General features: G+C 50.9%; 13 protein-coding genes. 8 read left to right on the top strand and 5 right to left on the bottom strand.

Going from position 1 to position 17506, the window contains the following annotated elements; translation table 11 throughout:
• Positions 1 to 17 precede the first annotated feature (17 nt).
• From FZP57_RS04450 to FZP57_RS04440, 3 genes are all read right to left on the bottom strand, one after another.
• Complete coding sequence (locus FZP57_RS04450; protein WP_191215971.1) at positions 18 to 710, bottom strand: DUF116 domain-containing protein; 693 nt, start codon at positions 708 to 710, stop codon at positions 18 to 20.
• 78 nt (positions 711 to 788) lie between these two features.
• Positions 789 to 1268, bottom strand: a complete 480-nt coding sequence (locus FZP57_RS04445) for a hypothetical protein (protein WP_191215970.1) — start codon at positions 1266 to 1268, stop codon at positions 789 to 791.
• A 2-nt stretch (positions 1269 to 1270) separates the two neighbouring features.
• Complete coding sequence (locus FZP57_RS04440; RefSeq protein WP_145924529.1) at positions 1271 to 1426, bottom strand: hydrogenase maturation nickel metallochaperone HypA; 156 nt, start codon at positions 1424 to 1426, stop codon at positions 1271 to 1273.
• A gap of 204 nt (positions 1427 to 1630) precedes the next feature.
• On the opposite strand from FZP57_RS04440, the gene FZP57_RS04435 reads away from it, so the two are divergent.
• The 4 genes from FZP57_RS04435 to FZP57_RS04420 are packed head-to-tail and all read left to right on the top strand — an operon-like array spanning position 1631 to position 5160.
• The gene (locus tag FZP57_RS04435) at positions 1631 to 3685 is read left to right on the top strand and encodes a VWA domain-containing protein (RefSeq protein ID WP_074358953.1); all 2055 of its coding nucleotides are present in this window, start codon (positions 1631 to 1633) and stop codon (positions 3683 to 3685) included.
• A gap of 39 nt (positions 3686 to 3724) precedes the next feature.
• Entirely contained in the window at positions 3725 to 4234 is a 510-nt protein-coding gene (locus FZP57_RS04430; RefSeq protein ID WP_115892286.1) for a DUF367 family protein, read from the top strand.
• A 2-nt stretch (positions 4235 to 4236) separates the two neighbouring features.
• Positions 4237 to 4383 carry a 50S ribosomal protein L40e gene (locus FZP57_RS04425; RefSeq protein ID WP_115892287.1) on the top strand — a complete coding sequence of 49 codons (147 nt, stop codon included), beginning with the start codon at positions 4237 to 4239 and terminating at the stop codon, positions 4381 to 4383.
• 36 nt (positions 4384 to 4419) lie between these two features.
• Positions 4420 to 5160: a geranylgeranylglyceryl/heptaprenylglyceryl phosphate synthase gene (locus FZP57_RS04420; protein WP_115892288.1), complete on the top strand. Its 741-nt coding sequence runs from the start codon at positions 4420 to 4422 to the stop codon at positions 5158 to 5160.
• Between the two features lie 383 nt (positions 5161 to 5543).
• Here FZP57_RS04420 and FZP57_RS04415 read toward each other — a convergent pair whose 3' ends face one another.
• Positions 5544 to 5690, bottom strand: a complete 147-nt coding sequence (locus FZP57_RS04415) for a hypothetical protein (protein WP_170130282.1) — start codon at positions 5688 to 5690, stop codon at positions 5544 to 5546.
• Between the two features lie 262 nt (positions 5691 to 5952).
• On the opposite strand from FZP57_RS04415, the gene polX reads away from it, so the two are divergent.
• The gene (gene polX / locus FZP57_RS04410) at positions 5953 to 7605 is read left to right on the top strand and encodes a DNA polymerase/3'-5' exonuclease PolX (RefSeq protein WP_115892523.1); all 1653 of its coding nucleotides are present in this window, start codon (positions 5953 to 5955) and stop codon (positions 7603 to 7605) included.
• Positions 7606 to 7663: 58 nt separating this feature from the next.
• Positions 7664 to 9790: a response regulator gene (locus tag FZP57_RS04405; RefSeq protein ID WP_191216556.1), complete on the top strand. Its 2127-nt coding sequence runs from the start codon at positions 7664 to 7666 to the stop codon at positions 9788 to 9790.
• Positions 9791 to 9985: 195 nt separating this feature from the next.
• Here FZP57_RS04405 and FZP57_RS04400 read toward each other — a convergent pair whose 3' ends face one another.
• Positions 9986 to 11269 carry an amino acid permease gene (locus tag FZP57_RS04400; protein WP_238338002.1) on the bottom strand — a complete coding sequence of 428 codons (1284 nt, stop codon included), beginning with the start codon at positions 11267 to 11269 and terminating at the stop codon, positions 9986 to 9988.
• 389 nt (positions 11270 to 11658) lie between these two features.
• Here FZP57_RS04400 and FZP57_RS04395 point away from each other — a divergent pair, with 389 nt between their 5' ends.
• Together FZP57_RS04395 and FZP57_RS04390 are read left to right on the top strand one after the other, a co-directional pair.
• A complete protein-coding gene (locus tag FZP57_RS04395) occupies positions 11659 to 14871 on the top strand; it encodes a helicase-related protein (protein WP_191216555.1) in 3213 nt (1070 codons plus the stop codon).
• The gene (locus FZP57_RS04390) at positions 14868 to 17498 is read left to right on the top strand and encodes a DUF1156 domain-containing protein (protein ID WP_191216554.1); all 2631 of its coding nucleotides are present in this window, start codon (positions 14868 to 14870) and stop codon (positions 17496 to 17498) included. Before FZP57_RS04395 ends, FZP57_RS04390 begins: the two co-directional genes overlap by 4 nt.
• Positions 17499 to 17506 lie beyond the last annotated feature (8 nt).

Below are 17506 nucleotides of genomic sequence, written 5' to 3'. Positions count from 1 at the left end.
TTTCACCGTGCTGAAATTTATTCAGTGGGGGTTTCCCTGGATGGATTGCTCATGCAGGATCTTGGTCTTTTGACTTCGGCCTCAACCCCCATCTTCTCGAGGACGGTCCTGAAGTCAACCTTTGTTTTGAAGCATCCGTCCCTCAGCAGGGGGACCCCCTGGGGCGAGAACTTTGACAGCTTCATCATTGCAAGGTTCAGGTCCTGGTAGCAGGCAACACCCAGGACGGCCCTGAAGCGGTGCTCCTCAAGGATATTCTTTATGAAGGTGGAGCCGGGGATGATGAATACCCTGTAACCTATCCCCTCAGCCCTCTCCTTGAGCTTCCCTATGATGCAGCGGTTGCAGCCGGTGCAGACAAGCCCCACCCTCTCAAGGCGGGCCTCACAGTGGGGGTTTCTGAGGCAGTGGGGTAATATAAGGGCCTTGTCCTCGGGTGGTATTGATTTGAACCTCTTCTCGTTTATCTTGTTCCTCACCTCAACGCCTATCTGGTCAACGATTCTGCTGTTAAGCCCCAGCGATTCTGAGAACTTCTTGAAGGGTCCGTAGAACATGTCAACTGTGATAAGAAGGAGTTTAGGGAATATGAGCCTGTCCTCCTTCAAAAGCAGCCTTCCAAGGAAGAGGCTTGCTGCCAGCATCAGGAGTAGGCAGACTCCTGCAAGGAATACGAGCTGTCCGAAGATCTGATAGAATTCAGTTATCATAATGTTTCACATTTATAGGTTCTGTAACTTGAACTTAAATATTTTCATCTGTGAAGACAGAGTCCCATGTCATGCTCTTCATGGCCACCGGAGCCTCATGGAATGAACCCTAACGGTTTCCGGGAGGTTCTTCAGGTGTATGTTGCCATCGCTCCCGGTTATCTCCACCCCTGTAAGTTCAGGGCAGGAGCAGAGGAGGTGATGGTCCGGGTGGGTCCCTGGTGTTATGCTGCAGTCCAGGTTTATGGTGTCGGCTGCGGATACAACCATCCTGAGTCTCCCTGAACCTGGATGGTTCTCGGGGAGCACCACCAGGGGGTTCTCCATTTCAAGGAGGAGGTATGCAAGGGCCATGATACCCCTCCTTGCCCCTTCACCAGACATGAAGGCGGATATAACTATAAGGTCATTGGGTTCAAGGAAGAGGGCTATCTCATCTTCAGGGGTGTTCATAAACAGTGTTCTCTGCCTTCCAGACTGTATAACACCCACTGTACCGTTCTCGGCCTCGATGAATAGGATTTCGTCCTCCTTTATCCTGAAATCCAGTGCCCTCACCCTTATCCTTCACATTCCACGTTGTCTGACTGGCAGGACGGGCATATCACCCGCCTTCCAACACCCTTAAACTCGTTTCCACAGTCAAGGCATTTACACTTCCTTGTCTTCATCTTCTTGATGTCTATATCGGCCATTGGACCTCCAACGGTACACATATCTACCACCTTTGAATTCTATATCTTGCATCATTTATCTACTTTACCCGGATGTACTCCTGGCTGAGGGATATTTACTGGTCTTCAGTGTTGAGTTCGTGCTCATGGATTACCCGTGGAGAATACTGTAATACAGGGGACCGTAAAAACTTATTATTCAGAACCGGTATAGAATATTACAGGTCCATATGACCGGGTGAGTTAATGAAGAACCTTGTTTTTCCATTCACAGCAATAGTAGGACAGGAAAAGGTGAAAAAGGCCCTTGTACTTAACGCTATAAACCCTGCCATCGGCGGGGTTCTTATAAAGGGGGATAAGGGTACCGGTAAGACGACGGCTGTAAGGGCACTTGCGGATCTCCTGCCATCCATCCGGACGGTGAAGGGCTGTCCCTTCAACTGCGACCCGGATGAACCTGAATCAGCATGTGATCTGTGCCGTGAAGGCGACTTTGAGGTTGAATACCGGAAGATGAGGGTGGTTGAACTCCCCCTCGGCTCAACCGAGGACAGGGTTGTCGGATCCCTTGACATCAGGAAGGCCATAAGGGAGGGTATAAAGGCCCTTGAGCCAGGGATACTTGCAGAGGCGAACAGGAACATACTCTACGTGGATGAGATAAACCTCCTGGACGACCACCTCGTCGACGTCCTCCTTGACGCAGCAGCCTACGGTGTGAACACGGTTGAAAGGGAGGGCATATCACTCCAGCACCCCTCCAGGTTCATACTGGTGGGGACCATGAACCCGGCTGAGGGTGAACTCAGGCCCCAGCTCTCGGACAGGATAGGTATACATATAAATGTGGGCACAATCAGCGACATAAAAAAACGCGTCCTTATCATGAAGAGGCGTGATGAATTCGAGCAGGACCCTGAGGGCTTCATTGAGAGGTTCAGGGACAGCCAGAGGGAACTCCTTGAGAGGATAATGGGTGCAAGAAAACTCCTTCCTGCAGTCACCATAGATGACTACCTCCTTGAACTCATAGCAAGGGTCTGTGTGGATGCCGGTGTTGACGGCCACAGGTCGGACATTGCAATCGTACGCACCGCCAGGGCCCTTGCAGCCTTCAGTGGAAGAAGGAGGGTGCATGAGGAGGATGTTGAGGAGGCAATAATCCTTGTCCTGGGGGAGAGGATCCCGGGTAAGACATACAACCGTGAGAACACACGAAGAGAAATGCAGAGGGCCAGGGAGGAGATGGAGAAGGAGTCAGAGGATGATGGGGGTTCTGATGATGATTCCAGAGGGGATGAATCAGATTCCTCCCCTGAAGGTGATGAATCAGGGTCACCCCCGGAGGCTGAGGATCAGGGCCCGGGTGAACCCGAGACACCACCTGATGATACCCCTGAAGAAGGGGACACAGGGAGTACCGGAACCGGCGGAAGGGGCATGGCCCTCACCACGGAGTCAGGGAGAACCCCTGAAACTCAGGATGTGGATGTTGACATAAAGAAACTCCTTAAACTGAAGGGTAAGAAGAAGGAGAGGCTGTACGGTAGCAGGGTTGAATCGAAGACCCGCAGGGGAAAATACGTCAGGAGCAGGTTCCCCAGGGGAGACCATACTGATGTGGCCATCGATGCAACCATAAGGGCAGCTGCCGCCCACTCCAGGGGTGACATAAGGGTCAGGGATGAGGACATCCGCCAGAAGATAAGGAAGCACGGTGCAAGGGCATCCATAGTCCTGGTGGTGGATATAAGCGGTTCAATGTTCTCAGAGAGGAAGGCCTCCATGGTCAAGGGCCTTATAGAGAGGTTCATAGAGGACGCCCAGCGGCACCATGACAGGATAAGCGTCGTTGGATTCCGGGGGCGGGACGCCGAGGTTATAATACCATCAACCTCCCACGGCGCATCCTTCAGGGAGGTGGTTGACGGTATAAGGGTGGGGGGCACCACCCCCATGGCCCAGGGGATAGAGAGGGGCCTTGAGATACTCAGGGCCGAGAAGAGAAGGAAGGAATACGTCCCCCTCATGGTCATACTCAGTGATGGAATGCCCAACGTCGGCCTTAACAGGAACCCCAGGAGGGAGGCCCTTGATGCCGCATCAAGACTCAGGGATGAGGATATACCATCAATCGTGATAAACTTTGAGAGGGGTGTCAGGGGCGGAAGGGACTTCAACATGGAGGTGGCCCTCGCATCCGGTGGGAGCTACTATGACCTTGAAAACCTTAAAGACCCATCAACAGCCATTGAGAGTATAATGGAACATGAGAGGGCTGTCTTCCAGGCCCGCTGAATCCAAATTATTTATAGCTGGACAGACAATATCAGCCTGATGAAGATTGTGGTCTACCATGCAGAGGAATGCGACAGGAAGAAATGCACAAGCCTCAAGCTTGGCAGGAAGGGAAAATTTAAAATAGTTAACAGTCTAAACCAGATACCGAGGGGTGCCCTTGTACTCAACCCCTTCGCAGAGAAGGCTGTCTCACCAGAGGACAGGGACATGGTACTCAGGAGGGGTATCGCAGCACTTGACTGTTCATGGAAGAGGGTCAGGAAGTCTTCTGTCATATTCCAGACAGCACGTAACCACAGGGCCCTCCCCTTCCTTGTGGCTGCAAACCCCACAAACTATGGCAGACCATGCATACTTTCAACTGCAGAGGCTGTGGCAGCAACCCTTTATATAGTTGGACTGAAAGATATAGCCTCTGACATAATGTCATACTTCAAGTGGGGTCCTCATTTTATAGACCTCAATCGTGAACTGCTTGAAGCTTACTCCAGGGCATCTGACAGCTCTGAGGTTGTAGAGATTCAGAAAAAATTCATAGGAGGCTAATTATGGCAAGGTTTGAAGAAGCAGAGAACAGACTGTTCAATATCAAGATCTGCCTTAAATGTAACGCAAGAAACCCACCAACTGCAAGGACATGCAGGAAGTGCGGTTACAAGGGATTAAGATACAAGGCAAAGGAACCAAGGGGTTAAAACAGCCCCTACCCACTATTTTTTTGAGTGTTCAGAATGAAGGTTGAAGAATACTTCCACGACGTCCTCAGGGAGAGGAAGATGCACCTGACACTCATCGACCCCCAGGAGCAGAGCCCTGAGGAGGCTGTCAGGATTGCGGAGGCAGCCATAAGGGGAGGTACCGACGGCATAATGCTTGGAGGATCAACCACAGATTCCCATGAACTTGATGAAACAGCCAGGGCACTCAGTGAGAGGATAGATGTACCAATAATACTCTTCCCGGGCAACACCACGGGTGTCAGCCGTTACGCCGATGCTATCTTCTTCATGAGTCTTCTTAACTCCACCAACCCCTACTGGATAATAGGTGCCCAGGCCCTTGGAGCCGGGGCGGTCAGGAAGATGGGTATCGAGGCCCTTCCAATGGGCTACCTTGTTGTTGAACCTGGCGGAACCGTTGGATGGGTGGGTGATGTTAAGGCTGTTCCACGAGGAAAACCCGATATTGCAGCGGCCTATGCAATGGCAGCGGAGTTCCTGGGTATGAGGCTCTTCTACCTTGAAGCGGGTTCAGGGGCACCTGAACACGTGCCAGAGGAGATGATATCCCTTGTTAAGAGCTGCACGGACCATATACTCATCGTTGGTGGGGGTATAAGGACAGGTGAGGATGCTGCAAGGGTTGCAGGGGCCGGTGCTGATGTAATAGTCACCGGTACCGTGGTTGAGAACAGTGACAACGTGGAGGACAAGATCAGGGAGATCGTTGAGGGTATCAACGGGTCCCTATGACTTCACTTTTCTTATTTTAACCGGTTTTATGTCTTAATCTGTCTCATCCTGTTACTATTCTTTTTTAATCGTTCTTTATTTATTAATCCTCTTAATTCACTTATTTCAATTGGATCTTTTACTTAGTTCAGGATTTTCTTCTTTTTTCTGATGATATTTTAAAAAAATATATAGTGATCACTTGCAGAGATAATCGTGCTCCTGGTGCTTTTACTTGCCATCTACATCCTCAGGGGAAGGTATGGGAGACTAATGAGGATAAGCCTGAAGATAGAACGGTATCTGATCATTTATCCTTTTTTATAAACATTTAATGGCTGATTGATTTCTGGGCGGGGCCGGGACTACTCAAATTAAAATTTTTATTCTTCCAGGAGTGGACTTTATCCTTTGAAGGGGTCAGTCGCTGAATTCACATCCGGCCAGCCCTCCTCCACGAGTTTCAGGCCAGATTCAGAGTATCTTTCACCTGTGTTAAGGAATACCAGATCCCAGAATGTCCTGAGCCCATAAAATGTATCTTTATCCATCTGAAGCAGATAATAATCCTTTCAAGCTACTAGCGCACCGTAAAGAGCTTATTTGAAACTGATACACCCCTTCAGGTTTTACCTTAAGGATTCAGGTGAACGTCCTGAGGCAGGGAAAGACCTGCTCACCGTTTTTTACTCATTAACTGAAAATCCAGTTCTCAGCAGGTTCTCTGTCTCTGCATGTAGTGGTGTGGTAACCTGTAAAATAAACGGTACCCGGATGAACAAGTGATATATGCATGGGGACATAATTAATAATATGAAAAACAGGCTTGTGGCCCAGATACTTAACAGGGTTGCCGACTTCATGGACCTCAAGGGGGATGAGTTCCGCTCAAAGGCCTACAGGCGAGCTGCAAGGACCATAGAATTACTCGGTGAGGACATAGAGGAAGTCGCAGCCCAGGACAGACTCCAGGAACTCCCAGGGGTGGGCAGGAACATCGCATCCAAGATCAGGGAGATACTTGACACCGGTTCCCTCCACCTACTGCATGAGCTCATGGAGGAGTACCCTGTTGACTTCGACGCCCTGCTCTCGGTTGAAGGTGTGGGTCCGAGGACCGTGAAGCTCCTCTATGAGGAACTCGGGATAAAGACCCTTGACGACCTTGAATACCAGGCAAAAAGGCACAGGATAAGACGCCTCAGGGGTATGGGTGAGAAGAAGGAGAAGGCCATACTCAGGAACATAGAACTTGCAAGAAGCAGGATAACAAGGAAGCCCCTGGCCTACATAGTGCCCCTGGCCCAGAGGATAAAGTCTGAGATAATGGACCTGGAGGGTGTCCAGAGGGTTGAGGTTGCAGGTTCCATAAGGCGTGGAAGGGAAACCGTAGGGGACATTGATATCCTTGTAACCGCCAGGGACCCTGAGATGGTCATGGATTACTTCACATCCATGGAGACCGTCAGGGAGGTTGTTGTCAGGGGGCCGAGGAAGTCCACCGTCCGCCTTGTGGAGGACCTGGACTGTGACCTCCGAGTATTTGATGATGGGGTCTTCGGCTCGGCCCTACTTTACTTCACGGGTTCATGGGAGTTCAATGTTGAACTGCGCAGGATAGCCCAGTCCATGGGGATGAAGCTCAGTGAATACGGCCTCTTCAGGGGCGATGAGAGGGTGGCCGGTAGGACCGAGGAGGAGGTCCTGGAGGCCCTGGGACTCACCTACATTGAACCGGAGCTCAGGGAGAACCGTGGAGAGATAGAGGCCGCCAGGGAGAGAAGGCTCCCTGAACTGGTATCCTCCGAGGATGTCAGGGGAGATCTCCATATGCACAGCCTCCACAGTGACGGAATCGACTCCATAGCCGACCTTGCATCCTATGCAGAAACCCTTGGAAGGGAGTACATAGCTGTAACGGACCATGCACGCTACATATCTGACCCTGACTCCTACTTGAGGTCCATTGAAGGGGTGGATGAGATCCCTGTCCTGGCGGGTGTTGAGGTCAGCATACTTGCCGATGGCAGCCTTGAAGTCCCTGGGGACGTCCTTGAAGACTTTGACCTTGTGGTTGCAAGCGTGCACGACGGCTTCAATGTTACCGAGAGGCTCCTGGGGGCCATGGACCATGACGTGGTTGATATAATAGGACACCCCACTGGACGTGTGCTGGGGACCAGGGAGCCGGTGGTTGACATTGAAAGGGTTACCGAAAGGGCGGCCGAGGCAGGGGTGGCCCTTGAGGTGAACTCAAACCCCCTCAGACTGGACCTGCGGGACACACACATCAGGATGGCCATAGAGGCCGGCTGTAAACTTGCAATAAACAGTGACGCCCACTCAAGGGGAGGCCTTGAAAACATCAGGTGGGGAGTGCTGACTGCAAGGCGCGGATGGGCCAGCTCTGATGATGTGATAAACACCCTCAGCTTCAGGGGACTTAAGAGGTGGCTTGAAATCTAGCAGGTGGTTATCCTTGATGATTGATCCTTAAAATGGGGATAAGCGGGTGGAGTGAAACTTGAAGACCATATTTATAGTTGAGGATGAGGCCCTGGTCGCCCTTGATCTCAGATCAAGGCTAGAGGCCCTTGGCTACAGTGTTGCAGGAACAGCATCTTCGGGCAGGGAGGCTGTCATGAAGATAGCCGAGACCAGGCCCGACCTTGTGATAATGGACATAGTCCTGCAGGGGGAGATGGACGGTATTGAGGTTGCTGAGAGGATAAGGGACCTTAAGGTGCCCGTGGTGTTCCTCACAGCATACTCCGACCCTGAAACCATAGGGAGGGCAAGGCGTGCAGGTGCCTACGGTTACCTCCTGAAGCCCTATGATGACAACTCCCTGAATGTGACCGTTAAAACAGCCCTCAGGAGGTACGAGGCAGATTTAAGGGGTCTGGGGAAGAAGCCGCCCCTGATTGATGAGAGGGACCGGAGGGTCCCGGAGATACTTGTGGTGGAGGATGAGGCCATAATCGCAGCCGACCTCAAGGAGAAGCTTGAAGGACTGGGCTACAGGGTCTCCGGGGTTGAGGATACTGGTGAAGGCGCCGTGGAGGCTGCCGGGGAACTGAAACCGGACCTTGTCCTCATGGATGTCTATCTTCGGGGTGAAATGGATGGTATTGAAGCTGCCAGGATGATACAGGGCCGCTACAGGATCCCGGTGGTCTACCTGACAGCCTACTCCGATGATGAAACCCTCTCAAGGATACTTGAAAGCGAACCATACGGTTACCTCCTGAAACCATTCAGCAGGGAACAGCTCCAGGCAGAGGTAGAGGTCACCCTGGAGGCATTCAGTGAACGCCTCCATGAAATGGAAAGGTTTCATGAGATCATAAGCACCAAGGAGGAGGAACTTAAAATCGAGAAGACCGGTGTCTTCTTTGTATCCTCGGTCCTGATATCCCTGGCCCTTTACGGGTTCATAACAGGGAGCATGACCTGGCTCATGTACCTCCTCTTCATACCGGTGGTGTACAGTTTCATCCACCTCTTCATGAGCATCGGACCCCGATGGAAGCCCCCAGAGGACCATGAGAGGCCCATGGTCAGCATAGTTGTCCCGGCACATGATGAGGAGAACACCATAAAAAGCTGCGTGGAGACCCTATCATCCCTTGACTACATGAAGGAGGGGGAGCGGAACTATGAGATAATCGTCGTTGATGACGCCTCCCGGGACAGGACAGGTGAGATCCTCAGGGAACTTGCAGGGTCCCTCAGCCACCTCCATGTCGTAACAAGGAAGCCCCCCTTTGCCTTCACGGGTAAGGGTTACGCCCTTAACGATGCCCTTACGGTGGCATCGGGTGATGTCGTGGCGGTCTTTGATGCAGATGCAAGGGTTGAACCGGACTTCCTTGAGAGGACGGTCCCCTACCTTGAGGGGGAGGACGTTGCAGGTGTCCAGTCAAGGGTTAAGATGTATAACCGCGGGAGGAACCTCCTCACCATGATGCAGCACATAGAATTCGCGGTCTTCGGTAACCTCATACTGGAGTCAAGGATGAGGATGGGTGTCCCTGCCTTCCTTGGGGGTAACGGTCAGCTGGTGAAGAGGAAGGCCATCGAGTCCATAGGCGGCTGGGACGGGTATGCGATAACCGAGGACCTTAACATGAGCATAAGGCTGATGCTTGAGGGCTATAATATAAGGTACTGTCCTGAGGCAGCTGTATGGCAGGAGGCGGTCCCTCAGTGGGACGCGTTTTTCAGGCAGAGGGTCAGGTGGCTCACTGGGAACCTTGAAACACTCTTCATTTACCTTGCACCCATGATAGACGCCCCCATCCCCCTCCACAGGAAGCTTGACTCAATCTTCTACCTTTTCGGCATGCTCTTCATCGGCTTTGTGATGCTGGGATACATAGTGTTCATCCTCAACGCGGCACAGATATACCTCTTCCGGTTCGAGGCACCCCTCATAATAGGCCTGCTCTCAACGGTGGCATTCTTCCCCCTGACCATGGCTGGGATACTCCGTGATGGATACAGCGTCCCCAGGAGCCTTTTACTCTCACTGGAGTACTGGGCCTACTGCCTCTACCTCATACCACTGTTTATAATGGCCTTCATCTACATGATAAGGAGGCATGAGAGGCGATGGGCGAAGACAAGGCACCATGGGGATTCAGGGTAGCTGCTGACCTCCAGGGGGAATCATGGGGTGATCACTGTTTCACCTTAAATAGTATCCAACCAACACCCACTAGTAAAACGTCATGGGGTGAGCATTGATTCACGTTAAAAGGGTAATTCATCCATGAGCATGACTTCTGGGCATATCTTTTCTTATTCCTTCTCCTGTACTTACCCATGAGCATGACTTCTGGGCCTATCTTTTCTTATTCCTTCTCCTGTACCTGAGGTAGACCGGCACCCCTGCGGCTATAAGGAGGGAGCCTGCAAGTATGGTGCCTGTACCCGTATTTGCAAGTAGATACAGGCATATCAGGACACCGAGGATGCTCTTCAGGGGTACCCCGGCATCCCGGTAGCGCCTCCTCCTGAGCACAGGAAGTGAAACACAGGTTGACATGTAGGCAAGGAGCAGTGTAAGGACAGAGAGTTCAATAAGACCCGCCGCGGTTCCTGTTAGGGCTGCCACGAGCGCCGTCAGGTTCTGGACCAGTATGCTCAGGTGCGGGGTCCTGAAGCGTGGATGGATCCGTGACAGCCACCCCGGGAGGAACCCGTCAAGGGACATGACATGCAGAAGTCTGGCGGTTGTGAGCATACCGGCCTCCTCAGAGCCCGCGATGGATATGAGGGCCCCGAGGGTCAGTATAAGAGCACCCGCACCCCCCAGGGCACTGTAACCTGCAAGTGTGAGCGGTGCAGTGGAGGATGCAAGGACCACCCAGGGGACGAGTCCAAGTATCACGAAGTTTGTCAGGAGATAGAAGACCATGACGAAGACCATCCCAATGATTATTGCAAGGGGTATGATCCTCCCGGGATTCTTAACCTCACCGGCAGGGACCGTTACAAGTTCAAAGCCCACATAGGCCCAGAAGACCAGGACCGTCACGCTGCCCAGGGCACCGAGGCCCATGGGTGCGAAGGGAGTGTAACCGGATAGAAGGCCGGAGGGGTCCCATATGAATCTCAAGATGCCAGTGACAACCAGCAGGATCAGGGGGGCTACCTTGAGGACTGTGAGGACGTCATTAACCTTACCGGCCCTCCCCACACCTGAAATGTTTATGGCTGTCAGTGAAAGGATGAAGATGACCTTGATGAGGGCCTCTGCAGTGGGGCTGAGGCCGATGAACTGGGAGAGGTAGTAGACGAAGGCCACCGGGAAGACGGCTATGGCTATCCAGGATGATACCCAGAGGGACCAGCCGGTTATAAAACCCGCGAATTCTCCAAGGGCTTCCCTTGCATAGGAGTAGGGGCCCCCTGTCCTTGGCATTATGGCCGATGCCTCTGAGAATACAAGGGCGAGGACCATTGCCATTAGACCCCCAATTATCCATGAGAGTATGGATGCGGGTCCAAGGCTCCCTGCACCGTAGGCTGCAACTATGTAGATATCCGCGCCCACAATGGTTCCGATGACGAGGCTCACGGCATCAAAGAATGTGAGCTCCCTTCTAAGACCTTCACTCATCATATAACCATCCATCATTCCACGGGTCGGGTTGTTTTTATATAATTATGTCTCAGTTATTATTTCAGAAACCTATAACATTCACGGTCTGTTTTCACATTTCTTTTAAATGAAGATTCCACAGGGTATGTTAATTATTGTGAGTAAGGCAGTTCATCACTAACATAAGGACGTGGCGCCCCAGTGATAGCATTCATACAGTGCCCTGTAATAGGTTGCATCACCTGACTGAGGATATGCAGCTTAACACAATCCCTGAAGTGAATGGAGGGGCTTGGATCCATCAGATTATCCATGAATGTGAAGATAAAAGTCAACCTTTAAATAGTGCCCCTATCAATCTATGAAATAGGGATATATTCACATGGAAACTCTGGACAGTGGTGAGTTCTTTGATAAGGAATGGAACAGTGATTGAGGGTCCTTTATGGCCAGAACCGGTGGAGATAAAGAGTGTTTCAAGGATAGGTGAAAACTTACGTATCATAGGCGCCCTTATAAACTCAAACGAGCACATAGACCAGATACTCACCCCTGATGAATGCAGGAGGATCAGGGGCGGTGAGGTGAAACTTGATTTTTCAGCCTCCGGGGAGGAGTTCTTCCTTGCCCTTGAATCATACCGTTACAGGAACGCGTCGATCTTCGATCCATTCCTTGCAATGAACAGTTCCAGAATAGACCCCCTACCCTTTCAGCTTGACGCTGTTTATCTTCACGCCCTCAAAATGCCAAGGCTCCGCTACATGATTGCAGACGACCCGGGGGCCGGTAAAACCATAATGGCAGGCATCATAATAAGGGAACTTAAACTCAGGGGCGTCGCGACAAGGATCCTGATAGTCTCACCGGGCCATCTGAGGGAACAGTGGAGGAGGGAGATGGCTGAAAAGTTTGATGAGAGATTCATCATGGCTGACAGGGGATTCTTCAATTCCCGGCGTGGGGAAAACCCATGGCTCACCGGCAACCAGTTCATAACATCAATGGACTTCGCAAAGCAGGACGACATCCTCAGGTCACTGGGAGCCGTGCGATGGGATCTCGTGATAGTAGACGAGGCCCACAAACTATCAGCCACATTCTCTGGGAAGATTAAGAAGAGGACAGAGAGGTACAGGCTGGGTGAGGTCCTATCAGGGACATCGGATAATATGCTCTTCCTCACAGCAACACCCCACAGCGGGAACCCTGAAAGCTTCAGACTCCTCCTGGATCTACTTGAACCTGGCTTCTTTGCAAACAAGGGACTCATAGAGGAGGCTAGGAGAAAGGATGAAAATCCCCTCTTCATAAGGAGGACCAAGGAGGAGCTCAGGGACTTCCAGGGCAACCCCATCTTCAGGAAGAGGTTCACCTACACCCACAGCTTCAGACTCTCTGAAAAGGAGATTGAACTCTACAATCGACTATCAGAGTACATAAGAAAGGAGTACAGAAGGGCGGAAGGTAGTGATGGCAGGATATACATATTCGCACTCATGCTCCTCCAGAGGAGGATGGCATCAAGCATCTACGCCCTCAGGGAGAGTCTGATAAGGAGGAGGATTCGGTGCCAGGAGATGATCAGGTCCCATGACCTGGAAGAACCAGAGATAAACATCAGTGGAATCGAGGATGAGGATGAGGCGACACGGTGGAGGGAGGAGGAGAAACTTGAAGGGACTATAATTGTAAAGAGCAGGTATCAGCTTGACGAGGAGGTTCAGACACTCACAGAACTCATCAAAATGGCAGATGACATCTTGGCGGCATCCGAGGACACAAAGCTGGGTGAACTAAGAAAGATACTTGATGAGGTGGGTGATGAGAAGCTCCTCATATTCACAGAATTCAAGGACACCCTCGACTACCTTGTGGATAAACTTGAGGAATGGGGCTACACCGTGAGCACCATACACGGCCAGATGAACATGGAGGAACGTATAGCAGCCGAAAAGGAGTTCAGGGAGAGCACCCAGATCATGGTTGCAACCGAGGCAGCCGGTGAGGGTATAAACCTCCAGTTCTGCCACCTCATGGTGAACTATGACATACCATGGAACCCAAACCGCCTCGAGCAGCGGATGGGACGTATACACAGGTACAAGCAGAGTAAGGACGTCTACGTCTATAACCTTGCAGCTGAAAACACGAGGGAGGGTCTGGTGGTCACAAGGCTCCTTGAAAAACTTGAAAGGATAAGGAAGGACCTCGGCTCAGACAGGGTATACGACGTTGTGGGTGAAATATACCATGAAAAGGACATCCAGGAAATAATAAGGGAAGCCATCTCAGCAGGTATAAGCCCTGATGAAATCGACAGGAGACTGGAGCCACCATGGGATATACTGGATGATGTTCTAAAGGAACAGCTCGCAACACCCGTTAATTATGCAGAGATAGACAGGATAAGTCAGAGGATCAGGGAACGCAAACTTGCACCAGAGTACATAGAGGAGTTCTTCAGGAAGGCAGCCCAGCACTACCGCTGGGAACTTAGGGAGAGGTCCACCGGAACCTATGGTATGAGAACGCCACCGGAACTTCTAAGGGTATGGACAGACAAATACAAAAACAGGTACGGTGACCTGCAGAGGAACTACCCTGTCTTCAGCTTTGAGAAGACAGAGGATGATGATGTAGACTTCGTATCCTTCGGCCACCCACTCTTCGAGGCAACCCTCCTCTACATAGGCCAGGAACTTGCATCGGACATATACCGTGGCGCCGTCTTCAGGGACCCCACAGGCAGATATGATGGTGTGATATGGTTCTTTGAGGGTGCCGTCAGGGATGGTTCCGGTAAGATAGCGGGCAGGAAGATATTCGGCGTCCTCAACAACGGCCGGGAGATGAGTATAGTTGACCCATCAGTCCTCTGGAACCTCATACCAGATTCAGGACCATCTGAAGCTGAATATGACAGTGAAGGGGTCATGGAATTCGCAATAGAGGAGATGAAGAGATTCAGACATGAACTCCTCAGGGAAGCAGAAAAGAGGGCGGAGATAAAGAGAAACTATGGTGTAAGGTCACTTGACTATAGTATAAATGAATCAAACAGCAAGCTAATTGATTATGAGAGGCGTCTTGGACTCGGAGAGGACCTTAAACTAGCAATCAGAAATGAGAAGGAAAGACTCAGCGAGTACAAGGAACGCCGGGATAGTCTCATTGATGAGATAGAGAGGGAGAAGACCCTCAGCATAAACATGCCCAAACAGATAGGAGCAATCATTGTCAGGGGGGAGATGGCAGAGGACCCTGCCATTGAGAGGATAGGGATGGATATGGCCATGAAGTATGAGCTTGAACATGGAAGAATCCCTGAGGATGTCTCAGGGGAAAACCTGGGTTTTGATGTCCGCTCATCAGGTCCCGATGGGACAAGGTACATTGAGGTCAAGGCAAGGAGTGGTGAGGGTAACGTTGAACTCACACAGAATGAATGGCTGAAGGCCAGACGATTCAGGGAGTCCTACTGGCTCTATATCGTGAGCAGCGCAGCTACAAGCCCCAGACTGCACATCATAAGGGACCCCCACAGTAAACTTAAACCCATAATAAGGGAAGAGGTAAGGTATGTGATACCGGCCAGTCAATGGAAGGAGGCAAGTCAATGAAAAAAGCGCTAATAGAGAAGACATTCCCCCTGAGGGATGTGAGTGAAGAATCAGCTAGGGAGAAGAATATAAAAAGCGGTCACATCTCAACACTCCACATCTGGTGGGCAAGAAGGCCCCTTGCAAGCAGCAGGGCCACAATATACGCGAGCCTCGTGGGGGCTGGAGATGAACTGGAGGAGATCAAGAGGCGGGAATTTATAAAGAAGCTCTGTAAATGGGAGAACACCAATGACCTGAACACCATAAGCCGCGCCCGGAAGGACATACTCCATGAGCACGGCCACCCCCCCAGGGTCCTTGACCCATTTGGTGGAGGCGGCAGCATACCCCTTGAGGCCCTCCGCCTTGGATGCGAGACACACAGCATGGACTACAACCCAGTGGCTGTCCTGATACAGAAGTGCACACTTGAGTATCCCCAGAAGTATGCTGGATCAGGCACCGGCTGGTCTGAGGGTGAGAACAGACTCGTAAGGGATGTGAAGAGGTGGGGTGAATGGGTCTTCAGGGAGGCTGCCGGGGAACTCAGAAGGTTCTATCCAGCTGATGATGATGGGTCGGTTCCTGTCGCCTACATATGGGCAAGGACACTACCCTGCCAGAACCCATCATGTACTGCTGAAATACCATTAATGAGACGTTTCTGGCTTTCAAGGACGAATAAAAATAAAATAGCCCTGAAAACAGTGATTGAGGGAGACAGGATTGACTTTGAGATGGTGGAGGACCCTGATTTCGACCCTGGAAAGGGGACCATATCCAGGGCCATCGTAACCTGCCCAGTATGTGGTTCAACAATAAAGGCAGATGACACCAGGAGACTCTTCCAGGAGGGTAAATCCGGTGAGAGGCTCATAGCAGTGGTAACAAGCCACCCGGATAGGAGGGGTAAGGAGTACAGACTCCCCACAGAGGATGACATGAAGATATTCCTGGAAGCAGAAAAACACCTTGAGAAGAAAAGGGAGAAACTGATGGATGAGTGGCTAATAGACCCCATACCAGATGAACCCATACCTCCTGAGAATAGAAGAAGTGTCAACGTTCCGGGGTATGGCATGTTAAAATGGGGCGATCTTTTCAACCCACGACAGAAACTCAGCCTCATCACATTTATAGAAATGATACGAAACGCATATGAAGAGATGATCAGGGAAGGATACGATGAAGAATATGCAAAGATCATCACAACATATCTTGCAATGATACTTGGCAAATTAGCGGACTGGAACTCTGCTTTGTGTTATTGGAGACCTGATCAAGAAAGGAATGCGGATGTATTTAGGAGACACGCTGTACCAATGGTATTTGATTATGGTGAAAGGAACCCCTTAATGGGGAAGTTGATGAGGCCAGAGACGATCAGTAAAGTTCTTGATAATCTCTCTATGATCCCTGAAGTTAAAGGCCACACCCCTAATGTAGTTAAGGCCTCCGCCACTTCAATCCCATATCCAGATAATTATTTTGATGGTATTTTCACGGATCCACCATACTATGATAATGTACCCTATTCATACCTCTCAGATTACTTTTACGTATGGCTCAAAAGGGCCCTGGGTGACCTTTACCCTGAACTCTTCCTCACATCCCTCACCACCAAGGCTGATGAAATGGTTGCATACACCCATGAAAAGTCCAAGGCAGAGGCCAACCAGCAATTTGAGGACATGATCCGGAAGTCCTTCCAGGAGATACACAGGATCCTCAAACCAGGAGGCATAGCCAACATCGTCTATGCCCATAAGACCGCCGCCGGCTGGGAGACAGTAATAAACGCCCTCCTTGAATCAGGCCTCACAGTAACAGCCTCATGGCCCATAAACACAGAAATGAGGGCACGTTTGATGGCCCAGAAGTCAGCCGCCCTCAGATCATCAATCTACATAGTGGCCCGTAAACCCGATGAGGAGAAGGGGACCGGCTTCTATGAGGAGGTGAAGGCTGAACTCAAGGAAAAACTCCATGAAAAACTTGAATCCCTCTGGATGGAGGGGGTTTCAGGCCCTGACTTCTTCATATCAGCTATAGGAGGGGGTCTTGAGGTTATAGGCGGCTATGACAGTATATTAACCTACAGTGGTGAGAAGGTCACGGCCTCCCGTTTACTTGAGGACATAAGGAGTCTTGCAGCAGATTTCGCCATAAAGCAGATCCTTGAGAATGGATTCGCCGATGAACTTTCACCCTTAACCAGATTCTACCTCTTCTATAGGTGGAACTTCGGGAACAACAAGGCGGACTTCGATGATGCAAGACTACTTGCAAGCAGCCTTGGAATAGACCTCCAGAATGAGAAGGATGGGTTCATAAGGATAAGCGGTAGCAAGGTCACAGTCCTTGGACCTGATGAAAGAAAACCTGATAAGATAAAACCCAAGGACCTTATAGACGTACTGCACCTTGCCTGTATCCACTGGAGCAGGGGTGAAACCGGGAGGATGGAATCAGTACTCACAGAATCAGGTTACGGGTCCATGGACAGCTTCTACAGGGTCGCCCAGGCCCTTATAGAATCACTGCCCGACTGCAGTGAAAAGAAATGGCTTGAAGGACTCACATTAAATCGTGAGGAACTCATGAGAAAAACAGCAGAGACAGAGAGGCAGCAGAAACTCCCATAAAAGATTCT

It is taken from the genome of Methanothermobacter sp. THM-1, assembly GCF_009914355.1.
GTDB classification, from domain to species: Archaea; Methanobacteriota; Methanobacteria; order Methanobacteriales; family Methanothermobacteraceae; genus Methanothermobacter; species Methanothermobacter wolfei.
Note: the sequence above shows the minus strand (reverse complement) of the source record. Positions and strands in the feature narration are given on the sequence as shown.

What these genes read in the sequence shown, in the direction of transcription:
- FZP57_RS04425 (WP_115892287.1), top strand. Translation starts at nt 4,237, where the DNA reads ATGGCAAGGTTTGAAGAAGCAGAGAACAGACTGTTCAATATCAAGATC.
- FZP57_RS04440 (WP_145924529.1), bottom strand. Translation starts at nt 1,426, where the DNA reads ATGTGTACCGTTGGAGGTCCAATGGCCGATATAGACATCAAGAAGATG.
- polX (WP_115892523.1), top strand. Translation starts at nt 5,953, where the DNA reads ATGAAAAACAGGCTTGTGGCCCAGATACTTAACAGGGTTGCCGACTTC.
- FZP57_RS04450 (WP_191215971.1), bottom strand. Translation starts at nt 710, where the DNA reads ATGATAACTGAATTCTATCAGATCTTCGGACAGCTCGTATTCCTTGCA.
- FZP57_RS04390 (WP_191216554.1), top strand. Translation starts at nt 14,868, where the DNA reads ATGAAAAAAGCGCTAATAGAGAAGACATTCCCCCTGAGGGATGTGAGT.
- FZP57_RS04415 (WP_170130282.1), bottom strand. Translation starts at nt 5,690, where the DNA reads ATGGATAAAGATACATTTTATGGGCTCAGGACATTCTGGGATCTGGTA.
- FZP57_RS04435 (WP_074358953.1), top strand. Translation starts at nt 1,631, where the DNA reads ATGAAGAACCTTGTTTTTCCATTCACAGCAATAGTAGGACAGGAAAAG.
- FZP57_RS04430 (WP_115892286.1), top strand. Translation starts at nt 3,725, where the DNA reads ATGAAGATTGTGGTCTACCATGCAGAGGAATGCGACAGGAAGAAATGC.
- FZP57_RS04420 (WP_115892288.1), top strand. Translation starts at nt 4,420, where the DNA reads ATGAAGGTTGAAGAATACTTCCACGACGTCCTCAGGGAGAGGAAGATG.
- FZP57_RS04400 (WP_238338002.1), bottom strand. Translation starts at nt 11,269, where the DNA reads ATGATGAGTGAAGGTCTTAGAAGGGAGCTCACATTCTTTGATGCCGTG.